A 13,385-nucleotide genomic window follows, 5' to 3' on the forward strand; every position below is an offset into this window, starting at 1 on the left:
GCTGCTGGGGTAGCTGCATCACCACCAGCAAAAGGCCATTGGAGGCCTTACCTCAGAATTCTTTTATTAATGGCTTTGGCCACTGCTTCGGTAAGTGAAGCAACATGTAATTTTTCGTATATTTTTTTCACATAGGTGCGCACAGTTTCATAACTGATCCCCAGTTCTGACGCAATCATTTTATGGGAGAGGCCATTGACAATACATTGCAACACTTCTTTTTCGCGGGAAGTCAACCTGTAATCTACCGCAGCCTCTTTTTTGACATACTGCGGTATCTGTTGCATTCTGTTAAGAACTTTCCGAGCAATGACCGGAGACATCGGCGAACCGCCAAACTGAAGTTCCCGAAGGGCATCTATTAATTTTGTATTGAGATCCGTTTTCAGAATATAACCTGATGCGCCGGAGCAGATCGATTCAAATACCCGTTCATCATCTTCAAATACAGTTTGCATGAGTATCTGAATCTGCGGAAATGCTTCTTTCAGTTTGGCTGTTGCCTCTATGCCATTAATGCCGGGCATTTCTATATCCATCAAAACAATGGCCGGATTAGTTTTACGGACTTCCTCTATACAATGCCCCGCGTGCGTGTATTTACCGATCAGTCTGAATTCTGCGGTAGTCCCGAGCAACAGTTCCACACTGTCCAATATATTCCGGTTATCATCAAAAACCACTACGTCCAAAGTCATCCCTATCCAGTTTTTACAAAATTACACATTTAATCTTCTGGAATCCATCCCCAATATGGGGGATAAATCACAGGCCAAAGCGCAGCGCCACTTTGGCGCCCTCTCCCACCGCGGCATATATTTCACAGCTGCCTCCAATTTCAATAGCACGCCTTCGCATGTTGTTAAGACCGTTGCCGGATAAACCTTGAGCGCTGTGCAACAATTGCTGCTGCAAATCAAACCCTTTGCCATCATCCTGAACCAGCATGACAACTTCCTGCTGCATGCTTCCCAAGGCCTTGTTTTTTTTAATCTCCACTTTGATTTTTATATGTTTTGTTTCGGCATACTTTATGGCATTGGTAAAAGCCTCTTTAAATATCAGATAGAAATTTTTACGTTTTTCCATTTCCAGATTTATATCAAGTAATTCCTCGTCATAGTCGAAATCCAGTTTTATCTGCTTGGCAAGCGCCAAGGAGACTGCAAAAGACTCCATACGCTGGAGTATGTTCGCCATGTTGTCATTGTGGGGATTGATGGCCCATACAATATCACTCATTTCCGATATAATATTATGGGAGGTCTCACTGATCTTTCCCAATACCTTTATGAGAGAGGCTTGCTGCCGGTCTCCCTGAAAATTCTGCGCCACCTCGCTGTAAATTAAAATACTGCTCAAAGCCGATCCAATATTGTCATGCAGATCCTGGGCAATCCTATTTCTTATTGCCTGCAATTTTAACAAGCCATTGACCCGATAGCGGTAAACACTGTAGGCTATTGAAGCAATGATGATTGTACAAAGACCATAAAACCACCAAGTGACCCAAAATGGAGGGGTAATTGTAAAATAAACCTCCGTGACAGCTTCTTTGTCGCGTGCGGTATTTTCATCCGTTTTCACTCTAAAAACATAGTCCCCTCCTTTGAGATTGGTATAGCTGGCAGTGTTGTGGTTTCCCGCGTGTACCCAATCTTTGTCAACGTTTTCCAATTGGTACAAATATCCTGCAGGGGTGGAAAAAGAGAAATTGGGTACTATGAAATTAAAGGAGACGGCGTTTTGCCTATAAGGAAGCCGAATAGGTCCGTTGTGCAGTAAATGGGAGTGGGAAACATTATAGATGCGAAAATCAGTCAGCAGTACCGTGTTTGAAGATGTTGTGGTGCTTATGGTTTCAGGGTCAAAGCATATGAAATAGTTCTTTCCTGACACATACAGCTTGCCGGATTTGTCTTTAAGGATATTGCCATTTACCCCTCCCGTTTTCTCCTGATCAGGTAATTTTACCGAACTGAACCACTGGGTCCGGGGGTCGTATCTATGCAATTTGCCATTGGAGATCATAAACACATTTCCGGCCTCATCGACCTGCAGGCCTTCGATGAGGTTGGGAGAACCGGCAACATGTTTGATTTCCCCGGTTTCTTTAAGCCAATAATGCAGGCCACCCCCAAAAGTACTGATCCATAAATTCCCGTCTTTTCCCTCCACCACATCATAAACATAATTATTGAGAAGTCCCGTGCCTCTCGATAGATCAGCAGTATGATACTTTACATGCGGCGAGGGATCCTTTATCCATTCACCCAGTCCGCCTATGGTATTGGCAAGCCATATTTTCCCCGTCGACGTTTTGTAGAATTTCCGGATGAGGTGATCTTTAAGCTGAAAAGTTGAGATAACATTTTTGACGCTGTCCAACCTTGATACCCAATGTTCCCGTTCAAGATCGTAATACGTCAGGTAATGTCCGTAAGGAGACACAAGCAATACCGGACGCCCTTCAATGGTATCTTTTACAATCGAAGTAATTCTGGATTCTATGAGCCCATTCATTACTTGGTCATAATGGGTATTGGGCATGATTTCAAGCATATCCTCAGAAATATCATAGGAAAACAGAGAATAGTCAGTGCCGAGATAAAGTCGCTCATCATCTTTGAAGAAACTGGTTATGGCAAGCGGCCGTTCATCGTAAAAAAGCGGCCGGTGGATAAAGGTATCCGCCCCTGACTTACGGAAAAACAGACCGTTATTGGTTCCCAGCCATAAAGTTTCATTATCATCTTCGTGCAAACTGTAAATAATTGAAGGCTCCTGTCCCACGGAGGGTATAAAAGTCTGCCGAAACTGCTGCCATAAAGGATCGCTGACACTTATACCTTTGTCTGTCCCTACCCACATCTTACCATCTTTGTCGAGAAACAGGCAATTGATCCTGTCATCAGCCACCGTCCCGTCCTGAAAGGGGTTGTGGCGGTAATGGTAGAAATGCTGCGTACTTTTTTCATACAATTGAAGACCCTTGGTTCTGCCACCCATCCACAAATACCCTTCATGGTCTTCGGCCAGGCAAAGGATTTCGTCATTCAAAAAACTTTTAGGATCTGATTCCCCAACAAACGTCTCTTCCTCAAAGGTATGGCGATTATAACGGTATAACTTGTTATCCCACGAACCGAACCACACATTTCCCTCAGAATCGCAATAAAGCGAACTCACTTCGGCATGCGGCAGGTCGGCATAAAGGTCATCATAACGGGAATCGGTTTCGTATTGAAGGGTCACGGGATCGATTTTCATGATACTTCCCCCCTGCCTTCCCACCCATACTATTTGGTCATCATCCTCACAAAGTGCCAGCGCTACGTGCCTTTTTGTAATATCGGGACTGGCAAATAAGCCTGTTTCCTTATCAAAACGAAGGGCCGAAAACCCATTGGTAGCAATCCAGAGGTTTCCATAACTGTCCAGTAACAACGCATTTACACTGTTCGTCGGAATTAACGTTGTATCCTCAGAAGTATGTTTATACTGCCTGAACTGGCTTTCGGCAGGACTTCGGTAATCATACCTGGCAATACCCCCATCCAATGTAGAAATCCAGATTATCCCGTTTTCATCTTCCAGCATGTCGGATATCCTGTTTCCCGAAATGCTTTGCGGATTACCCGCTTCATGGCGGAAAATTTCGAAAGACCGTCCATCAAAACGGTTAAGCCCATCATCGGTGCCTATCCAAATAAAGCCACGATGGTCCTGCATAATACAATTTACCTTGTTGTGTGACAAACCATTTTCTACAGTAATCTTTTCAAAATACAACGCAGGGGCCTGCGCTGCTGCGGAAACATCAATTATCCAAGATACCATCACAAAAGTGCGGAGAACCAACCATCTCCATGTCCCCAAGTAGGCCATTACGGTTTTTGAGCCACACATGTTTTTTGGAAGTTAACTGGCTGATAATAAGAGATAAAAATAAATTGTTTATGGAACAACTCCAAAACTTATCGTAATCTATTGCGACACCCCCAGTTTTGGGGATGGTCATTGCGGAATTTGGGGATTGGCCGCAGCATGCCGATAGGATACCTTTGCCTGAAACATTTGACCGGCAATAAATCCGGCATCAACAGGTTCAAGCCATACAGCAAAACAACAGACCCATGAAATCGAGCATGACGAGATTGTCACACAGAGGGATGCCCCGATAGCCCCGATAGCTCGGGGGGGAAGCAGGCGAGATTCCATATGGCCTAATGAGAAAAAATTATAATCATATGAAATATATAGTTTTAATCATTGTAATCTTCTGTACGCTTGCGTTGAGGCCGGCAGAAAACAACGGAAACGATCATGATAAACAAGGAAACGAAAACTTAATTTCTAACCAAAATAAAAAAAACATGTATGTAATCCGAAATGTATTCCAAGCAAAACCAGGGAAAGCCAAAGATCTCGTCAAGGTTTTTAAGCAAGCCGGGGAGGTAGATCCCAACATCAAAAATTTAAGAATCATGACTGATATATCGGCGGATTTCTGGACAGTGGTGGTAGAAAATGAGGTAGAATCCCTTGATCAGGAAGCCGCCGATGCAAGAAGTTATACCTCTTCGCCGGAGATGAAAGAGATATTCAAGGATTACCTGGATTACATCGAAAGCGGCTACAGGGAGATATTCATTTTGGAGTAGCTTAAAAATGCCCCCAAACTGGGAAACAACGGATCGAAGCGGCAGGGCAGGGAGCCCATACTCGGCAAAACGCCCAACAGGCAGATCGCCACGGACCGCCCGCATTTTGTCTCGAAGCCCTGGCAAAACCCGGCTTAGTACCGCATGAAACAAATACCTAACAATATAAACCCCGGAAAATGAAACAGAAAGTTTACATTCAATCAGGCACTCACATCGGAAATTTACTCGCTACCCTATGCGTGTTTATGGTGATCACTACAGCCTGCAGTTCCAATGACGACGGACAACACCCTATCGAAATAGAACAACAGTCAAACCTCTTTCGTTTTGCGGATGGCCTGCCCCTTTCCGGGGGAGGGGCCTTCCTAAAACGGACTCCGACCCGTCTTACCATGACGCTGGACGCGCGCGACTTATGGCCAAACCAAACCTATACCATTTCATGGATGGTTTTTAATAACCCTGAACCTTGCCAGAACGGCATTACGGGCACGACTGACTGCGGTCAGGATGACCTCTTTGATGAAGTGATCGGAGGAAGTGTGCTTTTTGCTGATGGACAGCTTTCTGATGGGGAAGGAAGGTCTCAGTTTATGGCTACCCTGGATCTGGAGGACGCCACGGGCTGCCAGCCGCCATTTGATGATTTTGGCGTATGTCGAAAAGGACTTGAGAATCCCATGGGTGCGGAAGTGCATCTGGTGATACGCAGACATGGCGAAATGCTGCCTGAACTCGGAAATCTCCAGCTGGAAACCTATGCGGGCGGTTGTACACCTGAAACCTCCTTCGGCGCGGGCAACGGGCCAAATGAATGTGTGGATATGCAGTTTGCCGTATTTAAACCCTGACGGCAGGAATCCGGGCCGTATTATCGCCGTGGCCCTGATGACGACGGGGGTGGGGCTCTTTGGCACCTTTACAGCATTTGTGGCCAGTTGGTTTGTGAAAAAGGAGGAACAATAAGACAAAACATCTAATAGGCCCGGAGTGGCTGGGAAATGTTTTTTTGATTTTTTTTGAAAAACCGGCCTGTTTTGCTAAAAGGGTAAAATTGGGGTAAAGAAATTTTTTAATTTAACCGTTTAATACGTTGGCTTCACGCATAGAAATATTACAATATTAAATAATGTATTTATTCTTTTGAATTAAAAAAAATACCGAAAACAGCTTATTTTTAAAATATGATATATTTCTTAATTTTATAAGTTTCCTCTATTAACCGGGGCTTGGGTAGTATATGTTCTCTAAAATCGTCTTGCTCTTTTTTAGAGATAAGGGGTTTGATAATCTTTAGATAAAGACCGGATGGTTTCAGTCCACTTTAGATGGGATAAACATTCCAAGAAATGGAAGTAGGTTGATTTTGAGCTTATCAAAACCATAGCGCGCGAAGAACGATTGCTTTTGGTTTTGCTAGGGTAGACCCGTCCAGTACCGGAACTCATGGTAGCCGGGGGACGGCAACGTACCAACTGGCACTTTTTAGAAAAAATGCATATGAGTGGATTATACAAAAAAAAGCTGAAATTTTTACTGATGGCTTCGTTGATTTTCAACATCGTATTGGCGGGATACGGGATTAGAAAAATCATGCTTAAATATGAAAGACATGGATGGCACCATTTTACTGCTACTCCTAATCCTTTCCCGGACAAATGGCACGGATTCGAGCTTATAGCGTTTAAATTCAATGGCGTTGATGCGAAAATAGTTTTTCCCCATCAGCCAAATGAAGAAAAAAACTGGATATGGAGGACGCAGTTTTGGGATCTTGAACCGCAAGTTGATACGGCATTGTTAAACAGAGGATTTCATCTCGTATACATAGATGTCATTGACCTATATGGAAACAAAATAGCGGTAGACAGATTTAATGCATTTTATGGTTTCCTTATCAAGAATTTCGGATTAAATAGCAAAACGGTCTTGGAGGGAATAAGTAGGGGAGGCTTAGATGCGTACAATTGGGCATCAGAAAATACCGACAAAGTCTTTTGTATATATGGAGATGCACCGGTTTGTGACATTAAAAGTTGGCCCGGCGGCTTAGGGAAAGGGAAAGGTTCAAAACGGGATTGGGAAAAATGTCTAAAAGCTTATGGATTGACCGCCTTGACTGTAAATGACTTTGAAGGCATTCCAATTTATAATTGCACCAAACTTGCTGAGGCTAAGATCCCGGTTTTACATGTTTGCGGAGACCTTGATACGACTGTTCCGATAGATGAAAATACCTATAAACTGGAAAAATCATTTAAAGAAGCAGGGGGCGTGATTCAAATAATTATAAAAAAAGGAATTGGTCATCATCCACACGGTTTGGCAGATCCAAAGCCGATAGTCGATTTTATCTTAGCAAACGTAGAATAAGGAAGGGCGACAGCGTGGTAGGCTAAAAAGTAAAATAACCTTACGACAACAGCAATTTATGCTGAATATGATGTGCCATCTGTAGCCGTTCATTTTTTTGCCCTAAACCACCAGTAAGCTTCCTTTCCTAAAAACTCTATAAAACAATCGTCCGAAAAATAAACCGGATCAAGGAAACATTCCTTGTTCAGCGTCACCCGCAAATAGATCAGAAGGTTAGCTCCGGTTTGGTCATCTACGGAGATGCTGAAAGTGATGTCGGGAGACGAAGCGAGATAGCCGTCCTCTTTTCGCTCAAGAGAAAACCCAAGTGCCGAGAGCCAATCCGTCATTACGCTTGCTTCTTCAGAATTCAGACCAACACCTATTTCTACGAGATGGCTGGCAAGTTTCGCCGGGTTATAGGAGGATTTCCAGTATGCCTTGCCTGTAAAATCAAACGGTTCAGGTTGTTTGCCGTATAGATTTTCCAAAAAATCCCTTGAATAGGCATATATCCAATAATTTAATAAAGATCGTTTTGACGTGTTTTGACGGTGCACATATATGGTGTGGTGTTGTGGACGGCCCTCATTGTCCAGTTCATTTTCCATATGGAGATTGTCTCCGTATCTTTGCAGGGAATTATACACTTCCCGATGGGCATCGTCCGTCGCGGTGACCCATCCTATCCCAATCTGATTGACGGGTTCCTGCCACTTGTTAGCTGAACTCAGCAGTTCAAAGTAATGGTTGTTGAACCTGAAATACGCTTCCTTCTTTTCCGGCGTGATGGGAGAAAAATCCGGCCTTCCTCTGTCCATATTGCAGAAAACCTCCCGCATAATCGGGTGGTTGATAATCCTCTGGTAAGTTTCTTCAGGAATCACCGTGTACATATGGTCAAATTCCACAGGATTTTCGATGGTATCCTGCGCCAGGGTATTGCCATAAACCAGCCACGATACAGAAAACAAAAAGAAATAAGCCGGGTGCATTCGCATACAGAGTGGGTTTATACATCCGCCAATATGCAACAATATGGCAAAAATAGCAACAATAGATTTATTTAACCTGCTGATTCAGTCTCTCGATAACCAAATCCGGCGCGACCTACGCTATCCATGGGCTTCCATACAGCTTTATCCCCATTATCGGGGATATCTTTTGTGAAATCCGGGAATTGTCCCGAAAGGAATTACGGGGCAATTTTGAATCCAATACACAAGCTTAAAAACAACTGATTATGAAAGCAAATGACGTCAAAAATTCGAGAAGAACTTTTATTGGAACAATGGCCGTAACGGCCGGGTTGTCCGGGTTGGCAGGTGTGGTTTCACCCTTGATGGCCCATCCAGCATCCGGTGTAAAACCGGTAAATGTGAACGAGGCCGATGAATGGTTCAAACAGATCAAAGGGAAGCGCCGTGTCGTATATGATGCCACGCAACCTCATGATATCCTTCCTTTTGCCTGGCCAAGGGTATTCCTGTTGACCAACGAGGCCACAGGCACGCCGGAAAAGGACTGCAGTGTGGTGGTTGTACTTCGTCATGATGCCATTCCTTACGCCATGGAAAGCGGGTTGTGGGAAAAATACAATCTGGGCGAGGTCTTTCATGCTCCCGATCCGCACACCGGAGAGCCGGCGACACGCAATCCTTTTTGGAAACCAAAGCCAGGTGATTTTCAGATACCCGGATTTGGGGAAGTAGCTATAGGCATTGACCAACTACAGGAAAGCGGAGTGATGTTCTGCGTATGCGATGCGGCACTGACGGTTTATTCCGCTGCCTTAGCAGAGGGAATGGGCAAAGATGCAGCAGCCCTGAAAAAAGAGTGGGTAGCCGGATTATTACCGAATATTCAGGTGGTGCCATCAGGCGTATGGGCACTGGGCCGGGCTCAGGAACACAACTGCGCGTATATTTTTGCCGGATAGAAGGGTGCAGATACAATCATGCAGGGGCCTCTCAACGGGAGGAATCCGGGAATTAAAAACACCCGTAATTCCCGGATGCGGCATTCTATGGTTAAAATAAACAAACAGAAAATGAAAAAGTATGTAGCCATCGCTCCTATCCTGCTGCTGGCAATCAGCACATGGGCTCAGACCGATCCGGTAAAGGTGGTATTTGATGTTACCAGCGGTGATGCCGCCACCCATGCCGCTACCCTGCGTCATGTGAAGTTTATGGCCGAAACTTATGCTGACGCTGAATTCGAAGTGGTCGTCTATGGAGGGGCTCTGCCCATGGTTCTTCAGGAGCACTCCAGCGTGGCAGGGGACATTTTGGAATTCGAAGGTCATGAACGGGTTTCTTTTGTGGTATGTGAAGGCACCATGAAAAGGTATGAAACAGAGAAATCCCAGTTGATACCAGGGGTCAGTACTGTTCCGGACGGGATTCTTGAAATTGTCATCAAGCAAGGGGAAGGTTGGGGATATATCAAGGAAGCGCATAAATGATTACAGAGGAAGTACTTGTTCGTTCGATCAACCGGCTGATCCGGTTGATCTGGGTATTGATCCTTTGTGCATTCACTTCAATCGTTTTGCACCTCACCGGGACTAAAATAAAGTGGCTTGAAACCGGTTTCAGGGAAAACCCGGTGCATAAAGAACCCACTTCCTTTCAGGATTCTAAGCCCCCGGTTTCAGGCTCGGGTACCCAGCTGTGGCAGGCCCCGGACACCGCTTCCATACCTTCGACGCCAAGGGGCGATCTTATCCGTTATGGCAGGGATTTGATCAGCCATACCTCCATGTTTCTAGGACCAAAAGGAAAAGTGGCCAATATCAGCAACGGAATGAATTGCCAAAACTGTCACCTCAAAGCGGGGACGGTCCCGTTCGGGAATAATTACGGCAGGGTAGCCGCTGTTTATCCCCAATTCCGTAACCGGTCTGGAACCGTGGAAGGGTTTGAAAAAAGGGTCAATGATTGCATAGAACGAAGCCTCAACGGACAAAAACTGGACGAAAACAGCCGGGAAATGAAGGCGATGGTGGCTTACCTGAAATGGGTAGGAAAAGATGTAGGACTTGAGGAATCCTTTAACGGCCTTGGGCTGATCCCGCTTCAACTTCTTGACCGTCCAGCCGATCCGATCAGGGGAAACGAGGTATATATAAAATTCTGTGCCCGGTGCCATGGTGAAAACGGAGAAGGCGAGCTTGCAAAAAACGGCTTGGAATGGTTATATCCCCCGCTTTTTGGGGAGGACAGTTACAATACCGGGGCTGGTTTGTACCGTATTTCAATGTTTGCTTCCTATGTCAAATACAATATGCCTTATGGGGTCACTTTCGAAAACCCTTTTCTCTCAGACGAAGAGGCCTGGGATGTGGCTGCATATGTCAATTCCATGGCAAGACCGGAAAAGGATCTTTCGGGAGACTGGCCGGATATCTCCAAAAAACCCTTTGATCATCCATTTGGCCCCTATGCTGACGGGTTTTTAGAAGAGCAGCATAAATATGGCCCTTTTGGTCCTATAAAAGCAGTTTATCAATAAGTGGAAACAGCAGGATATATAGCACTCTTTTTTGTCGGTTTATTGCTGGGAACCCTGGGTGGTGGCGGGTCAATTCTTTCGGTTCCCATATTGGTATACCTATTTTCATTGGATATCGTTACCGCCACTGCCTACTCCTTATTTATTGTCGGAACAGCCAGTTTGGTGGGAAGTGTCCTGAAATACGGGACCAGGATGATTCACATCCGCACGGGAATGGTCTTTGGAATTCCCTCCCTGGCCACGATTTTTGTCACCAGAAACCGGATTATTCCGTCCATTCCTGAAGTCGTATTGCGCACAGACAATTTTAGCTGTACCAAAAGGACGGTGATCCTGATCATGTTTGCTGTACTGATGATCCTCGTCTCCATGGCCATGATCGCACCCCATACCCAAATGATGCGCAAAAAGAATCAGACCTCCACGCTATACATGGTTGTGGCCGGTATTGTAACGGGATTTTTGACGGGGTTGGTAGGTGCAGGCGGAGGTTTTATCATCATACCGGTACTGCTGTATCTAACCGGTCTTCCCTTCAAAACGGTAGTGGGAACTACCCTGCTGATCATTTCGGTCAACAGCTTTGCGGGGTTTACAGGAGATGTATTCAACCGTTCCATCGACTGGCCTTTCTTGCTGGTGATCACCGGCCTGGCGGTTTCGGGCATTTTTATTGCCGGCTATTTTACGCAGAAGCTGGCCAACGATCAGCTTCGCACCGCTTTCGGATGGCTGGTCCTTGCGACAGGACTGATGGTCTTATTACGGGAAGTGTCATTTGGTTTTGGATTGGTTTTTGTATGACGACTTAGTTCAAACACTATACACATGAAAAAACTATTGTTGATTGGTTGTTTTGTGCTGACCGTGGCGGTGGCACAGGCACAGGAGAAAGGAAATGCCCGCCTCCAGGCAGGTGGTGATTTTGGTTTCAGATCTGAACTTTTTGGGATAAACCTGGGAGCCGAATATTTTCTGGCCAACAGGATATCTGCTGTACCTAACTTTACCATTTATTTTCCGGACATTGGTAACGCAAGTACCCTGAATGTGGATTTTCGGTATTACCTTACCGAAGGCGTTTTACAGTGGTATGGGATGGCAGGTTTTACGAACAACTGGGTGAGTGGGGAAACCATTGGCGGAGATAGGGTTACCGCCAGCAGCCAAGGGGCAAATCTCGGTGCCGGAGGTGTATTAATGTTTGCGGACAGACTTGCTTTCAACCCTGAGATCAAGTATCAGGCTCAAAAAGGCGGGCAGGCAGTATTTCGTCTTGGACTGGTGTTTTTTATCAATTGATTAGTAGGTATGCCAACAAAAACCATCAAATCATCAGCGTCTATTAGAGGTCAGGACGTGGGCTCCCGACCTTGTTTGTATAGAATTATGGGCCTAAACCTTTCCTTTTCTAAAACTGATGTGAAACCCATCCACCAGCGTTATACAACCGCTGTTTTAAAGAAGGAAGCCCGTACCAGGCTTCCTTCTCATGATCATTAATCGATGTATAAAACCGCCTGTTTAGGGATTTGCAGACTTCCTTTCAAACAAAGGGCTTCCTCTGTTACGGCCCAGACTGTGGTTTCCACTTCATATATCCTGTGATCAACATCCATAAAGCCTATCCTTACTTTGCCGTGTTCAAGGTTGCCCAGGGCCAAGGCCCTTTCAAACGCTTTATCCCTCTGTCTGATGTCGCTGGGATTTGCCAGCACTTCTTCCTTGGGAAATCGGATATTTACGATTTCCTCTTTAAAAATCATTGTCGCAGGTTTCATAACACCAATTGATCTTTTAAAATTTTACGGGTTATATCCTCCAAATAGGTTTCCCATTTTTTGATGAGTATGGTTTCTCCGTTAAGATCGGAGAACCTGTTGCCATCATAAAATTCCAGGACATTGGCGGTGTCTCCGTTTTTGTCCAACAAGATCAGATCCAACCTATCAATGACTTTTCTTGATTCCACTTGGTTCACCACTTTGTGGGAGACTTCTCCGATCTTCACCCGGCTAATTGTATACAAATCGATGAGTACCGGGGAAGACAGGGCGATATCATCTGAATATAGCAGTTTGGCTTTATTTCGGTCCAGGCCGACGAAATATCTGCTCCTCCACAGGTCTTTTACCTGGATTTCCAACCCCTGACTTTTTGCAAAATCCTCTAATAACTTAGTGGCCCGGGTCTCTCTTTTTTTCGCTTTGCTGATGTGCAGGTATAGGGGAAGGATAAATGCGGCAATCAGGATCACTGCGATAGACAATGAAATTATATCTATATCGAACATATTGGGTTATGAGAAGTATCCGGCATGGTCGATCACCCATAACCGGATGGTGATTGAATGTGATAAATAGTGGTTTCCCGACAACGGCTGTCGGAAATTATATCCTCTTTGAAAGAGGGATGTGGCTAAAAATGTTTACCAGAAAAAATGACTGGGGAATTTTAACTCCCGGATTCCAAAAAACAAATCCACATGGTGATGCAATGAGATTTGCTTTTTGGTTTCATTTTCAAAATGTGTTAAATAATTTGAAACGGAAAACGGAAATAAGTCCCCCCATGGAGTATGGTTTTTTGGTGAAGGAAATATCAAACGCTCCCCTTCAAAAATTACCGGGAATTTTTTGGAATGATCATCGAGGAAACTGACCGCAACGGCAACATTGTCACCTTCTGTTATTTTGTCAGCATGCTTCACGCCCCAATTCGACTGCACAACAATTCCCTGCAAGGCCACTAAAACGGCCAGGAAAACACCAAAATACGTTTTTATGAATTTTGACATTGCAGTTTGACGCGGGCTATATATTATATTTTACTGTTCATTAAACA

Annotated in this window: 14 protein-coding genes; 9 read left to right on the forward strand and 5 right to left on the reverse strand. The window is 44.8% G+C overall.

Going from position 1 to position 13,385, the window contains the following annotated elements:
* Nucleotides 1–47: 47 nt before the first annotated feature.
* Nucleotides 48–698: a LuxR C-terminal-related transcriptional regulator gene (locus tag ACFPFU_RS13975; RefSeq protein ID WP_377065382.1), complete on the reverse strand. Its 651-nt coding sequence runs from the start codon at nt 696–698 to the stop codon at nt 48–50.
* Between the two features lie 67 nt (nt 699–765).
* On the reverse strand, nt 766–3,909 hold the full coding sequence (locus ACFPFU_RS13980; protein WP_377065383.1) for a sensor histidine kinase: 3,144 nt from the start codon (nt 3,907–3,909) through the stop codon (nt 766–768).
* Nucleotides 3,910–4,250: 341 nt separating this feature from the next.
* Here ACFPFU_RS13980 and ACFPFU_RS13985 point away from each other — a divergent pair, with 341 nt between their 5' ends.
* From ACFPFU_RS13985 to ACFPFU_RS13995, 3 genes are all read left to right on the forward strand, one after another.
* A complete protein-coding gene (locus tag ACFPFU_RS13985) occupies nt 4,251–4,664 on the forward strand; it encodes a hypothetical protein (RefSeq protein ID WP_377065384.1) in 414 nt (137 codons plus the stop codon).
* Between the two features lie 179 nt (nt 4,665–4,843).
* The gene (locus ACFPFU_RS13990; protein ID WP_377065385.1) at nt 4,844–5,518 is read left to right on the forward strand and encodes a hypothetical protein; all 675 of its coding nucleotides are present in this window, start codon (nt 4,844–4,846) and stop codon (nt 5,516–5,518) included.
* A 649-nt stretch (nt 5,519–6,167) separates the two neighbouring features.
* A complete protein-coding gene (locus tag ACFPFU_RS13995) occupies nt 6,168–7,040 on the forward strand; it encodes an alpha/beta hydrolase (protein ID WP_377065386.1) in 873 nt (290 codons plus the stop codon).
* Between the two features lie 89 nt (nt 7,041–7,129).
* On the opposite strand, the gene ACFPFU_RS14000 is transcribed toward ACFPFU_RS13995, so the two are convergent.
* On the reverse strand, nt 7,130–8,023 hold the full coding sequence (locus ACFPFU_RS14000; RefSeq protein ID WP_377065387.1) for a DUF5829 family protein: 894 nt from the start codon (nt 8,021–8,023) through the stop codon (nt 7,130–7,132).
* Nucleotides 8,024–8,265: 242 nt separating this feature from the next.
* Between ACFPFU_RS14000 and ACFPFU_RS14005 the strand changes: the two genes are divergently transcribed.
* From ACFPFU_RS14005 to ACFPFU_RS14025, 5 genes are all read left to right on the forward strand, one after another.
* Nucleotides 8,266–8,961, forward strand: coding sequence for a hypothetical protein (locus ACFPFU_RS14005; protein ID WP_377065388.1), 696 nt, complete (start codon nt 8,266–8,268; stop codon nt 8,959–8,961).
* Between the two features lie 111 nt (nt 8,962–9,072).
* The gene (locus ACFPFU_RS14010; RefSeq protein WP_377065389.1) at nt 9,073–9,489 is read left to right on the forward strand and encodes a DsrE family protein; all 417 of its coding nucleotides are present in this window, start codon (nt 9,073–9,075) and stop codon (nt 9,487–9,489) included.
* A complete protein-coding gene (locus ACFPFU_RS14015) occupies nt 9,486–10,538 on the forward strand; it encodes a c-type cytochrome (RefSeq protein WP_377065390.1) in 1,053 nt (350 codons plus the stop codon). Before ACFPFU_RS14010 ends, ACFPFU_RS14015 begins: the two co-directional genes overlap by 4 nt.
* A complete protein-coding gene (locus tag ACFPFU_RS14020; RefSeq protein ID WP_377065391.1) occupies nt 10,539–11,345 on the forward strand; it encodes a sulfite exporter TauE/SafE family protein in 807 nt (268 codons plus the stop codon).
* 24 nt (nt 11,346–11,369) lie between these two features.
* Entirely contained in the window at nt 11,370–11,843 is a 474-nt protein-coding gene (locus ACFPFU_RS14025; protein WP_377065392.1) for a hypothetical protein, read from the forward strand.
* Between the two features lie 197 nt (nt 11,844–12,040).
* Here ACFPFU_RS14025 and ACFPFU_RS14030 read toward each other — a convergent pair whose 3' ends face one another.
* Nucleotides 12,041–12,322 (reverse strand): hypothetical protein, encoded by a 282-nt coding sequence (locus tag ACFPFU_RS14030; protein WP_377065393.1) that lies wholly within the window; start codon nt 12,320–12,322, stop codon nt 12,041–12,043.
* Nucleotides 12,319–12,834: a hypothetical protein gene (locus tag ACFPFU_RS14035; protein WP_377065394.1), complete on the reverse strand. Its 516-nt coding sequence runs from the start codon at nt 12,832–12,834 to the stop codon at nt 12,319–12,321. Before ACFPFU_RS14035 ends, ACFPFU_RS14030 begins: the two co-directional genes overlap by 4 nt.
* Nucleotides 12,835–12,965: 131 nt before the next feature.
* Between ACFPFU_RS14035 and ACFPFU_RS14040 the strand changes: the two genes are divergently transcribed.
* On the forward strand, nt 12,966–13,202 hold the full coding sequence (locus ACFPFU_RS14040; protein WP_377065395.1) for a hypothetical protein: 237 nt from the start codon (nt 12,966–12,968) through the stop codon (nt 13,200–13,202).
* The last annotated feature ends 183 nt before the right edge of the window (nt 13,203–13,385 follow it).

Origin of the sequence: Negadavirga shengliensis (genome assembly GCF_042652345.1) — a bacterium.
Lineage (GTDB): Bacteria > Bacteroidota > Bacteroidia > Cytophagales > Cyclobacteriaceae > Negadavirga > Negadavirga shengliensis.